At 71.7% G+C, this 15,077-nt stretch carries 12 protein-coding genes; 5 read left to right on the top strand and 7 right to left on the bottom strand.

Going from position 1 to position 15,077, the window contains the following annotated elements:
• Nucleotides 1-170: 170 nt before the first annotated feature.
• Nucleotides 171-2,498: an FdhF/YdeP family oxidoreductase gene (locus tag ACZ67Q_RS05195; RefSeq protein ID WP_471176591.1), complete on the top strand. Its 2,328-nt coding sequence runs from the start codon at nt 171-173 to the stop codon at nt 2,496-2,498.
• Complete coding sequence (gene fdhD, locus ACZ67Q_RS05200) at nt 2,486-3,319, top strand: formate dehydrogenase accessory sulfurtransferase FdhD (protein ID WP_471176593.1); 834 nt, start codon at nt 2,486-2,488, stop codon at nt 3,317-3,319. Before ACZ67Q_RS05195 ends, fdhD begins: the two co-directional genes overlap by 13 nt.
• Here fdhD and ACZ67Q_RS05205 read toward each other — a convergent pair.
• Nucleotides 3,314-4,243 carry a LysR family transcriptional regulator gene (locus tag ACZ67Q_RS05205; protein ID WP_471176596.1) on the bottom strand — a complete coding sequence of 310 codons (930 nt, stop codon included), beginning with the start codon at nt 4,241-4,243 and terminating at the stop codon, nt 3,314-3,316. The two genes, fdhD and ACZ67Q_RS05205, sit on opposite strands and share 6 nt — an antisense overlap.
• A 199-nt stretch (nt 4,244-4,442) precedes the next feature.
• On the opposite strand from ACZ67Q_RS05205, the gene ACZ67Q_RS05210 reads away from it, so the two are divergent.
• On the top strand, nt 4,443-4,520 hold the full coding sequence (locus ACZ67Q_RS05210) for a 50S ribosomal protein bL37 (RefSeq protein ID WP_471177704.1): 78 nt from the start codon (nt 4,443-4,445) through the stop codon (nt 4,518-4,520).
• 7 nt (nt 4,521-4,527) lie between these two features.
• Here ACZ67Q_RS05210 and ACZ67Q_RS05215 read toward each other — a convergent pair whose 3' ends face one another.
• The 5 genes from ACZ67Q_RS05215 to mdlC all read right to left on the bottom strand — a co-directional run bounded on the left by ACZ67Q_RS05215 (nt 4,528) and on the right by mdlC (nt 10,751).
• Nucleotides 4,528-5,268, bottom strand: coding sequence for a hypothetical protein (locus tag ACZ67Q_RS05215; RefSeq protein ID WP_471176599.1), 741 nt, complete (start codon nt 5,266-5,268; stop codon nt 4,528-4,530).
• Between the two features lie 527 nt (nt 5,269-5,795).
• On the bottom strand, nt 5,796-6,170 hold the full coding sequence (locus ACZ67Q_RS05220; RefSeq protein WP_471176601.1) for a VOC family protein: 375 nt from the start codon (nt 6,168-6,170) through the stop codon (nt 5,796-5,798).
• Nucleotides 6,171-6,385: 215 nt separating this feature from the next.
• Complete coding sequence (locus ACZ67Q_RS05225; RefSeq protein WP_471176604.1) at nt 6,386-7,630, bottom strand: MFS transporter; 1,245 nt, start codon at nt 7,628-7,630, stop codon at nt 6,386-6,388.
• Between the two features lie 54 nt (nt 7,631-7,684).
• A complete protein-coding gene (locus ACZ67Q_RS05230; RefSeq protein WP_471176606.1) occupies nt 7,685-9,139 on the bottom strand; it encodes a benzaldehyde dehydrogenase in 1,455 nt (484 codons plus the stop codon).
• A 31-nt stretch (nt 9,140-9,170) separates the two neighbouring features.
• Nucleotides 9,171-10,751 (bottom strand): benzoylformate decarboxylase, encoded by a 1,581-nt coding sequence (gene mdlC, locus ACZ67Q_RS05235; protein ID WP_471176608.1) that lies wholly within the window; start codon nt 10,749-10,751, stop codon nt 9,171-9,173.
• Nucleotides 10,752-10,861: 110 nt separating this feature from the next.
• On the opposite strand from mdlC, the gene ACZ67Q_RS05240 reads away from it, so the two are divergent.
• The gene (locus ACZ67Q_RS05240; protein ID WP_471176610.1) at nt 10,862-11,797 is read left to right on the top strand and encodes a LysR family transcriptional regulator; all 936 of its coding nucleotides are present in this window, start codon (nt 10,862-10,864) and stop codon (nt 11,795-11,797) included.
• On the opposite strand, the gene ACZ67Q_RS05245 is transcribed toward ACZ67Q_RS05240, so the two are convergent.
• Nucleotides 11,794-13,185, bottom strand: a complete 1,392-nt coding sequence (locus ACZ67Q_RS05245) for a cellulase family glycosylhydrolase (RefSeq protein ID WP_471176612.1) — start codon at nt 13,183-13,185, stop codon at nt 11,794-11,796. The two genes, ACZ67Q_RS05240 and ACZ67Q_RS05245, sit on opposite strands and share 4 nt — an antisense overlap.
• A gap of 137 nt (nt 13,186-13,322) precedes the next feature.
• Between ACZ67Q_RS05245 and ACZ67Q_RS05250 the strand changes: the two genes are divergently transcribed.
• Nucleotides 13,323-14,864: a ricin-type beta-trefoil lectin domain protein gene (locus ACZ67Q_RS05250; protein WP_471176614.1), complete on the top strand. Its 1,542-nt coding sequence runs from the start codon at nt 13,323-13,325 to the stop codon at nt 14,862-14,864.
• The last annotated feature ends 213 nt before the right edge of the window (nt 14,865-15,077 follow it).

Below are 15,077 nucleotides of genomic sequence, written 5' to 3' on the forward strand. Positions count from 1 at the left end.
TGGTGCCCGGCACCGCGGAAGCACCGTGCGCCCCCGCATCCCCCCAGCTCAGGCCCCAGATAAGCGGCGCCTATCACGTGATCGAGAACCCCTCTTTGACACCGCGGCGGCGACGGGACGAAGCTGCCGTGCGGTCATCGCGCAGCCGGCAGAAAGAGGCGGACGACACCATGAGCGGTATCGAGGACCCGAGCGACGATCTGTCGGTCACCCCGCCGAAGCGCTGGGCGACGGGCATGCCCGCGGTGACCCACGCGCTGGAGTACTCACTGGAGCAGACCTCCGTGCGGCGCACCGCGCTGACCCTGCTGAACATCAACCAGGCCAAGGGGTTCGACTGCCCGGGGTGCGCCTGGCCGGAGCCCGCGCCGGGCAAGCGCCACCGCAACGAGTACTGCGAGAACGGCGCCAAGCACATCGCCGACGAGGCCACCACACGCCGGGTCACCGCGGACTTCTTCCGCCGCCACTCGATCGCCGAGCTGGACGCGAAGTCCGACTACTGGCTCAACCAGCAGGGCCGGCTGACCGAACCCATGGTCAAGCGGCCCGGCGCGCAACACTACGAGCCGATCAGCTGGGACGAGGCGCTCGACCTGCTCGCGCGGGAACTGCGGGGACTGGACTCACCCGACGAGGCCCTCTTCTACACCTCGGGGCGGCTGAACAACGAAGCCGCCTTCCTGCTGCAGCTGTTCGCCCGCGCCCTGGGCACCAACAACCTGCCCGACTGCTCCAACATGTGCCACGAGTCCAGCGGCTCGGCCCTGCAGGAAACCCTCGGCATCGGCAAGGGCAGCGTCTCGCTGGACGACATCCACCAGGCCGACCTGGTCTTCGTCGTGGGTCAGAACCCGGGGACCAACCACCCGCGGATGCTCACCGCGCTGGAGGAGACCAAGCGGCGCGGCGGCCGGGTGGTCGCGGTCAACCCGCTGCCCGAGGCCGGGCTGATCCGCTTCAAGCACCCGCAGAAGGCGCGCGGAATCATCGGCCGGGGCACCGCGATCGCCGACCGGTTCCTGCAGATCCGTCCCGGCGGCGACCTCGCCCTCTTCCAGGCGCTGGGCCGGCTGCTCCTGGAGGCGGAGGACGCGGCCCCGGGCTCCGTGCTCGACCACACCTTCATCGACAGCCACACCACCGGCTTCGCCGACTTCGCGGAACACGCGCGCAAGACCGCCTGGGACGACGTCCTCGCCGCGACCGGTCTCACCCGCGAGGAGATCGAGGACGTCCACGACCTCGTGATGCGGAGCAAGAAGATCATCGTGTGCTGGGCGATGGGGCTGACCCAGCACAAGCACGGTGTCCCCACCATCCGCGAAGTCGTCAACTTCCTTCTGCTGCGGGGCAACATAGGCCGGCCCGGCGCAGGCGTGTGCCCGGTGCGCGGGCACAGCAACGTCCAGGGCGACCGCACGATGGGCATCTGGGAGCGGATGCCGCAGTCCTTCCTCGACGCCCTGGGCCGCGAGTTCGGCTTCACCCCGCCGAGCCGGCACGGCCTGGACTCGGTGGACGCGATCCGGGCCATGCGCGACGGCCGGGCGAAGCTCTTCCTCGGCGTGGCCGGCAACTTCGTACGGGCCACGCCCGACAGCCGGGTCACCGAGGAGGCGATGCGCAACTGCCGCCTCACGGCGCACATCTCCACCAAGCTCAACCGGTCGCACACGGTGTGCGGTGAGACGGCGCTCATCCTGCCCACCCTCGGTCGCAGCGACCGCGACGTCCAGGCGACCGGCGAGCAGTTCGTCACCGTCGAAGACTCCATGAGCGAGGTGCACGCCTCCCGCGGGCGCCTGGCGCCGGCCTCGGAGCACCTGCTCAGTGAGGTCGCGATCATCAGCCGGCTGGCCCGCCGCACCCTCGGCGACAGCCCGGACATCCCGTGGGAGGAGTTCGAGGCGGACTACGGCACCGTCCGCGACCGCATCGCCCGCGTCGTGCCCGGCTTCGAGGACTTCAACGCCCGCGTGGGCAGGCCCGGCGGGTTCCGCCTGCCCAACCCCGTCAACCAGGGCGTGTTCCGCACCCCGAGCGGCAAGGCCGTCTTCACCTGCAACGAGTTCACGATGCCGCACGTGCCGCAGGGGCACCTGCTGCTGCAGACGCTGCGTTCCCACGACCAGTGGAACACCATCCCCTACGCGATGAACGACCGCTACCGCGGCATCCACAACGCCCGCCGCGTCGTCCTCGTCAACCCCGACGACCTGACCGCTCTCGGACTCGCCGACCGCGACCTGGTGGACCTGGTGACCGTCTGGCACGACGGGGTGGCACGCCGGGCGGAGGGCTTCCGCGTCGTCGCCTACCCCACCCCCCGCGGCTCCGCGGCCTCCTACTATCCCGAGACCAACGTCCTCGTCCCGCTGGACAGCGTCGCCGACATCAGCAACACGCCCACCTCCAAGGCCGTCCTGGTCCGCCTCGAACCCGCCGTTGCGCATCCCCGCACCGCGGACGGAACGGAGCCCGCATGGGACGCGTGACCGCTCGGCGCAAGGTGCTGCGCATCCGTGACGGTGTCGCCTCGCAGCGCCCGGACACCCTCGCCGCCGAGGAGCCGATGGAGATCCGGGTGGGCGGGCGCCCCCTCGCCGTCACCATGCGCACCCCCGGCGACGACTTCGACCTAGCCGCCGGATTCCTGGTGAGTGAAGGTGTGCTGCACGCCGCCGCGGACGTCGCCGCGATCCGCTACTGCGCCGGTGCCACCGCGGACGGCGGCAACACCTACAACGTGGTGGACGTGTCCCTGGCGCCGGGTGTGCCCGCCCCCGACGCGTCACTGGAGCGCAACTTCTACACCACGTCGTCCTGCGGACTCTGCGGCAAGGCCGGGCTGGACGCGGTCCGCACGTCGGCCGCCTGGACCGTGTCCGGTGACCCGCTGCACATCGGCCCCGACCTCCTGGTGCAGTTGCCCGGCAGGCTGCGGGCGGCGCAGAAGGTGTTCGACAGCACCGGCGGCCTGCACGCCGCGGGCCTGTTCACCGCCGACGGCGAACTGCTGTGCCTGCGTGAGGACGTGGGCCGGCACAACGCCGTGGACAAGGTCGTCGGACACGCACTGCGCGCCGGACTGCTGCCCCTGCGCGGACACGTGCTGATGGTCAGCGGCCGGGCCTCGTTCGAACTGGTGCAGAAGGCGGTGATGGCCGGCATCCCGATGCTCGCGGCCGTCTCCGCACCCTCCTCGCTCGCCGTGGACCTGGCCGAGGAGAGCGGACTGACCCTGGTCGGCTTCCTGCGCGGCGAGTCCATGAACGTCTACGCGGGAGCCGAGCGCTTGGCGCAGCTGTGCTCATGACCGGCCGGGATCGCCGGGCAGGCGTTCCAGGGCGGCGGCGACATCGGTACGCCGGGCGATGTCGAGGAGGGCCCGCGCCATCACCGACCCCGGCTCCCGGGCCATGACGACCAGCCCGACCGGCACCGTCCGGGCCGGCTCGACCAGCGGCACCGCCCGCATCCCGTAGGGCACGCCGAAGACGTGCAGCCAGGCATGTGCCACGATGCTCGCCCACCGGCCCGTCCTGACGTGGGCGAACAACGCCGCCACCGAGTCGGTCTCGACCCGGGGCGAGGGCTGGGTCCCGGCCTCGGCGAACTGCTCGTCGAGCACCCGGCGGCCCTGCATCGACGGGTTCAGCAGACACAGCGGCAGCCGGGACGCCTCCGCCCAGGTCGCGGTCGTGCGATGGGCCAGGGCGTCGGCCGCCGTGAGCAGCAGGACGTAGCGCTCCTCGTACAGCGGGACGGAGTGGAACTGCTCCGGCAGTGCGTCGCGCACATAGGTGAGACCGGCGTCGATCTCGTAGTTCTGCAGTTGCCGCAGGATGTCCACCGACTGCAGGTCCGCGATCACCTCCACAGTGGTCAGCGGATGCGCCGCGCAGAACGGGTCCGTCAGCAGCGAGGCGGCCCCCGACGCGGTCGGCACGGAGCCGATCCGCATCCGCCCGCTGAGCCCGCTGCGCAGGGCGCCTGCCTCGTCCTTGAGGGCGTCGCGGTCGGCAAGGATGCGCTGCGCCCATACGACGATGCGCTCACCCTCCGGGGTGAGGCCCTCGAACTTGCGTCCGCGCCGCACCAGCGGCACGTCGAGTTCCTCCTCCAGCTTGCGGATGGCCTCCGACAGGGCGGGCTGGGAGACGTAGCAGGCCTGGGCGGCACGGGCGAAATGACGTTCCCGGGAGAGGGCCACCAGGTACTCGAGTTGACGAAACAGCACGTCCTCGGTCTACCCGACGCCTCCCCGGAACGCCAATCAGCCCCCCGGCACCGTATCCGTGCTCGCCCCCGCGCTGCCCACACCGACGGCACGGGCCGGGGTCGGCGCGAGCGGTGGAGGGGTGAAAGGGCCCGGAGTATGGTGATTACGGGTACGCCAGTGACCTGTGTGTTCTCCGTTCATGCCGTGGGAGGTCACCATGTCGTCCAAGCGACGCCGGAAGAAGAGGTCCCGCCGCGGTCACGCCGCCAACCACGGGAAGCGCCCGCAGTGCTGACGGTGAGTCAGCTCTCCTGCTGAGTCTCCTGCTCGGCTGCCTTCGTGTCCGCCCCGGTCGTCTCCGGTGCGGCCTCGGAGGCGGTGTAGAACACCGACGAGCCCTGCTTGGAACGCTGGGCATGGTTGCGCGCGACGAGGCTTTCGAGTGTGGTGCGCACGACCGTCGTCTTGATGCTGCGCTCCGGATGCGCCTTGCCGAGCGCCTCGGCGATCTCCGCCGCCGAGCGCGGTTCGTTCTGCTCCGTGAGGTGCTGACGGACGAGGTCGACCAGCTTCGGCGCACCGCCGGCCGCGGGTGTCTTGGCGGCCGGCTTCCTGGCCGCCTGCTTCTTCGCCGTGCTGCGCGTCGCCGCCGGCGCCTCGGCCGTCTTGGCCGCCCTGGCCGTCTTCGCCGTCCTGGTCGCCTTGGTGGTCTTCGCGGTGGTCGCCCGCGCCCGCTTGCCCGCGGCGGGCTTGCGGCTCCCCGCCTTGCGCGGGGCGGGCACGACGGCCGCCTCGGCCGTCTTCTCGGGCGTCACCGGCTCCGTCGCCGCGCGCGCCTCGTCGGCGGCCGAAGCACCCTGGAGCGCCTGGTGCATGTTCTGCAGCACCGCGAAGTCGTGCTGGAGCGCGGCGAGCTGTTCCTGCAGCGCGGTGATCTCCCCGCTGATGCGCTCACGTTCCTTGGTGTTGTGCTCCAGGTCGCTCGTCACCTGGGTGAGGTACTGGGAGGTGAGTTCGGTGGCGGACACACTGCTGTCGGACATGGTGTCGGTTCTCCCTAGGTTTCCTGCGGTGTCACAGCAGGTCTCCCGCCGTGTCACAGCGCGATCAGTTGGGACACAGCATGGGGGGACGGCTCCCCACCCTGCAAGGCCCTCGCCCGAGTCATGATTGTCGTGGTAACGGCTGCCCACATGTCAGGGGGCAACTCATCATGACGACGACACCCACTCTGCGATGACATCGGCGGTCGTCGTCGGCAGTGGCCCAGTACCTGGCGGACCCCTCCCGCTCGGTCGATGACATCCACCCGGTCCGGCCTACGCGCATGTGCCGCACGGCGACCAGGACGCCACGCAGGCGATCCTCGCCCAGCTGGAGCGTGGAGCGCTACCGCCTGCTGTTCGGCGGCCGCGACGACCCCTGCGCCACGGGCCTTGCGGGAGTGTTCCTGTGCTCCGCGACAACCCCGCCGGGGCCGGGCGCCCACGGCATGTGCGGGGCCGGGGTGGCGCAGTCGGCGCTGCGCCACCCCGGCATGCGGCCGTACTGGTGCCGCCCGCGGAGTTCCTTACAGATACGGCCGGGTGATCAGCTCGATCGCATGACCGGCGGGGTCCTTGAAGTAGACGCCCCGGCCGCCGTGTTCGTGGTTGATCTCGTTCGGGCGCTGCATCCGGGGATCGGCCCAGTGCTCGACACCGCGCTCGCGCAGCCGCCGGTACGCCCGGTCGAACAGCGCGTCGTCGATCAGGAAGGCGTAGTGCTGCATCTGGATCTCCACCGGCGGCTCGGCGAACTGCAGCAGGACGCCGTCGGGGAGCTGGATGTTGGTGAACGGGCCCCAGGACGGCGCGGGCGGCACCTCAAGCAGCTCGCGGAAGAAGCGAGCGGATTCCTCACGGTCCTTGGCGGCGATGATGGTGTGGTTGAAGCTGACAGACATGTCTCGGCAGACCTCGTGGTTCGAACGGAACGGATGGGTGCTCGTGGTTCACGAGCACCGGGAGGTCCGCGTGCCGAGGTGTGGGGGTGCCTGTCGGGCACCCGCGGTGGGATCAGCTCTCCACCGGATCGCCGATCCGTGCATGGCGTAGAGCCGGTCCGGTGTTCACGTCCCGGACCCTACGCGATCATGACGCACCCCCACAACTCGGTTTCTCAGACGGCCGGTTCGGCAGCGGGCTCGGTGCCCGCCCGCGGTGCACCGCCCGGCAGTGTGAGCACCGCGAGCACGGCGAGGACAGCCACAGCGGCGAAGAAGTAGAAACCCCACGGATGCCCGATCCCGGCGGCCACCAGCGCCCCGCTGACCGAGGGACCGACGATCGAGCCGATCCTGCCGATGCCGGAGGCCGAGCCGAGCGCGGTGCCGCGCACGGACGCCGGGTAGAAGGCCGTCACATAGGCGTACACCAGCACCTGCGCGGAGAAGACGAACACACCGGTGAGGAACACGACCGTGTCCAGCAGCAGGTCGCCGTCCGTCCTGACGCTCAGCAGCGCCAGCATGACCGCCGCCGTGGCGAACCAGCCCAGCGTGGTGCCCTTGATGCCCCGCCGGTCCGCGACGAAGCCGGCCAGGACGAGACCGACGACTCCGCCGATGTTGAGGACCAGCAGCTGCGTCACGGCCGTCGGCACCGGATAGCCGGCGTCGTTCATCAGCTTCGGCAGCCATGTGTTGAGGCCGTACACCAGCAGCAGCCCCATGAAAGAGGCGAGCCAGACGCCCACGCCCGCCCGCAGGTACGCCGGCTTGAGCAGTTCGGTGAAGGGAACGCGCGCGGTTGCCTCCTCGGCTCTGCGGGCCCGCACGAACGCCTCCGACTCCGGCAGCCGGAACCACTGGACGGCGGCGACGGCGAGGCCCGCGGCACCGAGGACGTAGAAGAGCACCTCCCAGTCGTCGGTGACCTCCAGCGCGAGCAGTGAGGTGATCACGGCGCCGGTGTGGTAGCCGGTCATGGTCAGGGTGCTGGCCCGTGCCCGCCGCTCGGCCGGCATGTGCTCGGCCATCATGGTCAGGGACACCGGCATACAGGCGCCCAGACCCAGTCCCGCCGCGAGCCGCAGCACGGCGAACACGGTGACCGAACCGGCCAGCGGCACCAGGATCGTGAACAGCGAGAACAGCACCACCGAGCCGATGAGTACCGCCCTGCGGCCCAGCCGGTCGGCGAGCGGGCCGACGGACACCGCGCCGATCGCGACACCCACCAGGGACAGCGTGGCGATCGTCGTGGCGTCCCCGGCGGTCATCCCGAGGTGACGGGTCTTCAGAAGGGTGGGGATGATGGCGCCGAGCACCACGAGGTCATAGCCCTCGAGCAGGACGGTGATCCAGCACAGGACGACGGTCCAGGGGCCGCGGCCCGGCAGGGGGGAGGGGTGAGCGGATGTCATGGGGAGGCGTTCTCCTCGAAGGCGGCTGCGGGAGACGGGACGAGCGGGGACGGGTCAGTACGGGTAGTCGGCGATGTCGGGGCGGACGGTGAGCCACTGGGTCTCGGTGAACGCCTCGATGTTCGCGGCGGCACCGCCGAACCGGGACCCCGTGCCGGATGCCTTGACCCCGCCGAAGGGTGCGTTGGGCTCGTCGTCGACGGTCTGTTGGTTGATGTGGACCTTGCCGGAGTCGATGCGGTCGGCGAGCTGCATGGCCGTCCCGACGTCACCGAGGATGCCGACGGACAGCCCGTAGGGGCAGTCGTCGACGATGCGGGCGGCCTCCTCCACCGTGGAGAAGCCCAGGACGGGTGCGACGGGGCCGAAGATCTCCTCCTGCCAGGCCGGCATGTCCGTCGTGAGCGCGGTCAGCACGGTGGCGCGATATCCGGCCCCCACGATCTCGCCGCCCGCCGCGACCTTGGCACCGGCGGCCACGCTGTCCGTCACGATCGTGTGGATCCGCTCCAGCTGGCGGCGGTCGATGATCGGGCCGAGCGCGACCTCCTCGCGCGCCGGGTCCCCGACCTGCAGCGCCTCGGCCTTCGCCGCGAGCGCCGCCACGTAGTCCTCCAGCAGCGACTCGTGCACGATGTGCCGTCCCGTCGTCATGCAGATCTGCCCCTGGTGCAGATACGACCCGAAGGCGCCCGCGGACGCCGCCTTCGCCACGTCGGCACCCGGCAGCACGACCAGTGCGTTGTTCCCGCCGAGTTCCAGGTGTGCCCGCTTCAGCAGCCGCCCGGCCAGCTCGCCGATGGCCCGCCCGGCCCGTGTGGAGCCGGTGAACGACACCACCCGCACCTCGGGCGCCTCCACGACCGCCTGCCCCACCGAGGCGTCACCCGGCAGGACGTGCAGCAGCCCGTCGGGCAGGCCGGCCTCCTCGAAGACCCGCGCGATGACGACGCCGCCGCTGACCGCGGTCCGCGGATCCGGCTTGAGCAGCACCGCGTTGCCCAGGGCGAGCGCCGGCGCCACCGAGCGCAGCCCCAGGACGAGCGGGAAGTTGAACGGCGCGATCACGCTCACCACACCGGCGGGCCGACGGCGGGTCAGGGACCAGCGGGCCTCCTGAGAGGTGAGCACCTCACCCTGCGGATGCGTCGGCAGACCCGCGCACTCGAAGCACTCGCCGATCGCGAGTCCGGTCTCGAAGCCCGCCTTGGCCCGCACCGAGCCGGCCTCCCGCACCAGCCAGCCCTCGATCTCCGCGGTGTGCCGGGTGAACAGCTCACCCGCGCGCCGCAGCACGGCCGCCCGCTGTTGCGGAGAGGTCCGCGCCCACTCCCGCTGCGCCTCGGCCGCCCGGGCGGCGGCCCGGCGTACGTCGTCGGGGGTGGCGACCCCGATCGTGCCGAGCCGGTCACCGGTGGCGGGCTCGAGCACCGGCTGCTCGCAGGCGGAGCTGCGCCAGCCCCCGCTGAAGAACCTTCCGCTCCAGACGTCGCTGTCCAGGAGTGTCATCGGCGGTGCCTTCCTCGTCTTCTCGTCGCGGTCAGTTGGGGGTGGTGAGAGCGGTGTCCACCTGGATCAGCCGCGGTCCGTCGGGGCGTACGGCGAGCAGGGCCCGCAGTTCCTCGACGCCGGACGCGTGGGCGGCCGGGACGCCGTAGCCCTCGGCGATCCGGGTGAAGTCGATGCCGGGGATGTCCAGTCCGGGAGCGTCCGGCACCCCGAGGAGCCCGCTGAACCAGCGCAGTGCCCCGTAGGTGCCGTTGCGCAGCAGCACCACGGTCAGCGGCAGCCGCAGCCGGGCCGCCGTCCACAGGGCGGTGATGCCGTAGTTGGCCGAGCCGTCGCCGGTGACGGCGACGACGGGGCGGTCGGGCCGGGCGAGCGTGACGCCCACCGCGCCGGGCAGCCCGAAGCCGAGCCCGCCGGCCGCCGGGAAGTAGTACGAGCCGGGCCGGCGCAGGTCCATCTGGCGCCACCACGCCGCGTTCGTCGACGTCGACTCCACGACGTACGCCGTGTCCTCGGGCAGCGTCTCGCGCAGCGCGGCGAAGACCTCCTCGGGGTGAAGGCGCGCGTCCTCGGCCTTCCGCGGGGGCGGCACCGGCCGGTAGGGGGCGGCGGGCGCGGCGGGCGCGTCGAGGGAGGCCAGCAGGAGCTCGATCACCGCGCCGGGGTCGGTGACCAGTGCCTCGCCCATCGGCGCGCGTGCCGCGGCCGAGGCATCTCCGGTGATCTGCACCAGGCGGGTGCCCTCGGGCAGATAGCGGCCCGGCAGGTACTCGTGGTAGCGGAAGACGGGCGCGCCGAGGACCAGCACCAGGTCGTGGCCCTCGAAGGCCTCGCGGACCGGCTCGATACCGGCGGGCAGCACACCCCGGAACTGCGGGTGCCGGTTGGGGAAGGGCAGCCGGAACGGCGACGGCGCCGCCCACACCGGGCCGCCCAGGGCCTCGGCCAGCCGCACGGCTGCGTCGAAGTGACCGTCGGTGTCGACGTCACCGCCCAGCACGAGCGCCGGCCGTCGCGCGCGGGTCACCTGGTCCACGAGCCATCGCGCCTGCTGCGCGCCGGGCGCACCGGCCTGCCGCACCTGCCGGTCCAGGACGGCGAGGGCGTTGTCCCCGGCGTCCTCCGCCCAGTCGTCGTACGGAACGGACAGATAGGCCGGACGCCGCTGCAGCCGCGCCTCGAAGACGGCCTGTGCCAGCGCGCGCGGCACGTCCTGCGCGCACGAGGGCTCGGCGGCCCACCCGACGAGGGGCTTCATCAGCGCGGGCGCGTCCACGTTGGTGAGGTGCGCCTCCGGGCCCATGGCCGCGCGCACCTGCTGCCCGGCGACGACCACCAGCGGCGTGCGGGAGACCACGGCGTTCGTCAGGGCGCCCATCGCGTTTCCGGAGCCGGCGGCCGCGTGCAGATTGACCAGCACCGTGCGGCCCGTGGCCTGCGCGTATCCCTCGGCCATGCCGACGACCGCGCCCTCGTGCAGCCCCAGCACATAGCGGAAGCCGTCGGGCAGCTCCGCGAGGAAGGGCAGTTCGTTGGAGCCGGGGTTGCCGAAGATCGTAGTCAGGCCCTGGCGGCGGAGGAACTCGTGGGAGACACGGCGAACGGAGGGCACGGGGACGTTCCTTTCCGAAGTGACGCACGCCACGCTAGGGATCCCGCGACATGGACTCCAATAGATGTTTCCGCGCGTCGATATAGAAGCCGTCGATAGAGTGCCGCGCCATGAGGAACTTCGACCTCAACCTGGCCCGCGTCTTCGTCCTGCTGTACGAGACCGGCAGCGTCACGGCCACCGCGGAGACGCTGCACCTCACCCAGCCGACGGTGAGCTACAGCCTGGCCAAGCTGCGCCGCCACTTCGACGACGACTTGTTCCGGCGCACCGGCCGCGGACTCACGCCGACCGCGGGCGCCCGCCGGCTGTACGAGCCGCTGCAGCGTTCGCTCGCGGAGATAGACGGCGCGGTGCGACAGGCCGACGCCTTCGACCCCGAGACCATGCCGGGCCGCTTCACCCTCGCCCTGTCCGACCTCGGCGAGGCGACCCTGCTGCCCCGCCTGCTCGCGGCGGCCCGGGCGCGGGCCCCGCGCGTGTCGTTCACCGTGCGGGCGCTGGACGTCGAGGAGGCCGAGGACCAGTTGCGCCGCGGCGACCTGGACGCCTTCGTTGCCACCCCGGTGCTGACCTCGCACAGCACCGTGCGCATCCCGCTGTTCGGCGAGCGCTACGTCGCCATGGTCGCCGCCGACCATCCCCGTGTGCAGGGCGACGCCGTGAGCCTCGGACAACTCGCCGCCGAGCACCACGCGACCGTCTACGGGCCCAGCGGCCACGTCGTACCCCGCGAGGTGCTCGCCACGTACGGGCTGCTGGACCGGGTGGCCGTCGACGCCACCCGGTTCTCGATGCTGCCGTACCTGCTGGAGCAGACGGACCTGATCGCGATCGTCCCCGAGTTCGTGGGGGAGGTCTTCACGGCCTCGCGCCGGCTGCGTCTGGTGCGCCTGCCCTTCGAGACCGAGCCGATCGAGGTGGCGCTGTACGCCCGGCACGAGTCCTCGCGCAGCCCCGCACAGCGGTGGCTGGTGCGGTTCATGGCCGAGGTGCTCGGCGAACGCGTCAGCGCGGCCCAGCTGCCGCCGTCCACCGGCCGTTAGCCCGCGGCTCGCCGCACGGTGACGGTCACCTCGCGCCCCGGGACGGCCAGCACCCACGCCCGGCCGGGTGCTGTGCGCAGCACCGTCGCGTCTGCGGTGACGTGCCAGGCGCCCCGGGGCAGGGACAGCTCGGTCAGCCGCGAGCCGTGCCGTGCGGCGCGGTAGACCAGCCGGTACACACCCGCCGCGGGGTCGTACGACGCGGAGCGCACCGTGCCGGCCACGCTCGCCGCGTACGGCTCGGTGGTCAGCTCCTTGTTGACGCGGAACGCACCGGAGTCGTCGAGTGCGCAGTAGCCGCCGCCGTAGCACCACACATAACCCGCCCAGCCGGAGGTGTAGCGGGCCAGGGAGGCCAGCGCGTCGCCGTAGAAACGCCGCATGTTCGGCAGCGAGTTGTTCAGCGGTCCCCACTCGCCCACCACCACCGGCACCTTGTACTGCTTCGGGTACGCGACGACGGCCCGCTCGTACGCCTCGATCCATCCGGCGCTCGGGTCGTAGTCGGCGCCGGCCTCCATGGCGGTGTTGTAGAAGTGCGGGGCGTACACCACCTTCGGGTCGTCGATCCGCCCGAGACCGGTCGGCACACCCTCGCCGACGATCGGCGTGGGCTCGACGAAGACCCAGCCGTCCCGGTCGGCGGAACGCACCGCGTCGGCAAGGCGGTTGTACATCGGGGTGAGCTGCTCGCGCTCGATGCGGCCGGCCGCCGCCGGCAGGTCCTCGCCCTCCTTCAGCTCGCCCATCGGCTCGTTGATCAGGTCGTAGCCGATCACCGCCGGGTGGTGGGCGAAGCGGTGGGCGAGTACCCGCCACGCGTCGGCCTGGGCGCGGCGCAGGTCTGGGTCGTCGTAGAGGTGGGTGAAGGCGCGCTGGACGGCGGGCTCGAAGTACTCGGCGAACCAGTCGCCGGGATGCGGGGTGAACGGCAGGCCGTCGGTCCTGGTCGCCCACTCGGGGATGCCCCGATGGCCGAACGCGGGCCCGAACACGTCCTGGTGGGCGTCGATCACCACCTTGATGTCATAGCGCCCGGCCCAGTCCAGGATGCGCCGGATCTTCTTCAGGTACGCCTCGCTGTACCGGCCCGGCCGTGGCTCCAGATCGTCCCAGAAGACCAGCAGCCGGGCGAAGCCGAACCCGTGGGCGCGCAGGTCACGGAAGTGCCGCTCGGTGATGGCGGACAGCGCCTTCTCGCCCCGGTTCGTCTTGTCCTCGACGTTCCAGCCGCGCAGTGTGAGCACCCGCCCCTGCCGGTCGGTCAGGTGCGGGACGCCCGGCTCCCCCTGCCGGGCCGGGGTGGGGGCCTTGGCGTGTGCCGGGAGGGTGGCGGGGGTGAGCAGTGCGGCCGCAACCACGCTCGCCGTCAGGGTCGTTCGCAGCACGGGCACCTCCGGGGTCGGTGACGCACGAAGCCGCGAAGCGGAACTTGAGACTCCCTCAACTTTACTCGGCAGAGGTATTCCCAAACGCGGCTACCGGCCAGTAAATACCGTGGGTAACCCCACGTCCAGGAGGTGTCATGAGACGCTCCGGGTACCGCATCCGGTGGACCGTCACCACCCTCGCCGCCCTGCTCGGCCTGGCGACGGCCACCCTCCCCGCCACCGCGACCGCCGCCGAAGGCGCCCCGCGGCAGGCGTCCGCCGCCCCGCTGTCCGCCACCCCGCTCCCGCCCGACCTGGAGGCCGTCCGCGCCGCCGAGGCCACCAAGCTCTACGGCGACCCGGCGCAGCGGCCCCTCGCCGACCGCAAGACCGCCCTGATCTCCCTCGGCGACAGCGAGATCTCCGGCGAGGGAGTCGGCACCTACGAGACGCCCACCAACGGCCCCGACAACTGGTGCCACCGCTCACCCGACGCCGCCATCCACCGCACCGGAATCCCCGCCGATCTCACGTACAACGTCGCCTGCTCGGGCGCCTACACCGGCAACATCAGGATCGGCGGCGGCAAGCAGTACGCCGACGAGCTCGTCCAGAGCGACAACCTCGCCGTCAAGGCGCGCAACACCCGCATCAAGATGGTCCTGCTGGTCGTGGGCGCCAACGACGACCTGCAGTTCGGCCCCGTCATGACCGACTGCGTCGAGCGCTACCTGCTCTCCCAGGGCCCCTGCGAGCCGAAGTACGCGCCGGGCTGGCAGGCCCGCGTCGACGCCCTGGTACCCAAGGTCGAGCAGACCGTACGCGACCTGAAGTCCGTGATGCGCGACGCCGGTTACGCCGACGGCGACTACAAACTCGTCCTGATGAGCTACCCCAGCCCCATCGGCCCCGACTTCCGCGACAACCCCGACTTCAGCACCAAGCTCGCCTGCGGCGGCCTCGGTTACGACTCCGACACCGTCTGGGGCCGCAACACCGCCGTCCCCGCGTTCGAGCGCGGCATCCGCAAGGCCGCGGCCGAGACCGGCGCCCTCTACCTGGACAACTCCCGTCTCTTCCACGGCCACGAGGTGTGCACGGAGAACACCTGGGCCCGCGGCCTGTTCATCGACGTGTCCAAGCCCGGCCTGCCCGACGAGAACTCCGTGCGCCAGTCCTTCCACCCCAATGCCCGCGGCCACGCCGCCTTCGCCGCCTGCCTCACCCGCTTCTACGCTGCCGGCCTGCGCGAGGCGTCCTGCGCGGACGTCAACTCCTCCGGCACACCGACGCTCTTCCCCTTCGCCTGGGACGACGTCTACGCCCCGCTGCGCAACGAGGCCACCGGCACCTGTATGGACGTCACGGCCTCCCGGAGCGCGAACGACACCGGCGTGCTCGGCTGGGACTGCACCGGCAACCGCAACCAGCACTGGTGGTACGACGCCGCCCGGCAGACCTACCACACCGAACTCACCCAGGACCGCTGTCTGGACGTCCCCGGCGCCCAGTACCGCGCGGGCGCCGCGCTGATCGTGTGGAACTGCTCCGGCGCGGCGAACCAGAAGTTCGTCCGCGAAGGCGCCACGATCCGCCCGGCCGCCGCGACCGGACTGTGCCTGGCCCAGTCGGCACCGCGCGAGCCGCTGCGCCTGCAGAACTGCGACGGCTCGGCGAGCCAGCGGTTCACGTCGTAGGCCCCGACGGGGGATCCCGGCCGGCCTGGGCAACGCCCCGGCCGGCCACCAACGGCCTGCGCAGGGTGCGGTGTGACCACGAGGCGCACCGCACTCGGCGACGCACCGACGCCCGTCCCCGGGACTCCGCGCGAGCGCCCTCCGCGTGCGCGCCCGGACTCGGGGCATCCGCAAGGCGAAAGAGTGTTTGTTTTTCTCGCGGAAGCGGAAGGG

Source organism: Streptomyces sp. NPDC036813 (genome assembly GCF_055609245.1).

Coding starts and splice junctions, on each gene's coding strand:
- ACZ67Q_RS05195 (WP_471176591.1), top strand. CDS start 171: ATGAGCGGTATCGAGGACCCGAGCGACGATCTGTCGGTCACCCCGCCG.
- fdhD (WP_471176593.1), top strand. CDS start 2,486: ATGGGACGCGTGACCGCTCGGCGCAAGGTGCTGCGCATCCGTGACGGT.
- ACZ67Q_RS05210 (WP_471177704.1), top strand. CDS start 4,443: ATGTCGTCCAAGCGACGCCGGAAGAAGAGGTCCCGCCGCGGTCACGCC.
- ACZ67Q_RS05215 (WP_471176599.1), bottom strand. CDS start 5,268: ATGTCCGACAGCAGTGTGTCCGCCACCGAACTCACCTCCCAGTACCTC.
- ACZ67Q_RS05220 (WP_471176601.1), bottom strand. CDS start 6,170: ATGTCTGTCAGCTTCAACCACACCATCATCGCCGCCAAGGACCGTGAG.
- ACZ67Q_RS05225 (WP_471176604.1), bottom strand. CDS start 7,630: ATGACATCCGCTCACCCCTCCCCCCTGCCGGGCCGCGGCCCCTGGACC.
- ACZ67Q_RS05230 (WP_471176606.1), bottom strand. CDS start 9,139: ATGACACTCCTGGACAGCGACGTCTGGAGCGGAAGGTTCTTCAGCGGG.
- ACZ67Q_RS05240 (WP_471176610.1), top strand. CDS start 10,862: ATGAGGAACTTCGACCTCAACCTGGCCCGCGTCTTCGTCCTGCTGTAC.
- ACZ67Q_RS05250 (WP_471176614.1), top strand. CDS start 13,323: ATGAGACGCTCCGGGTACCGCATCCGGTGGACCGTCACCACCCTCGCC.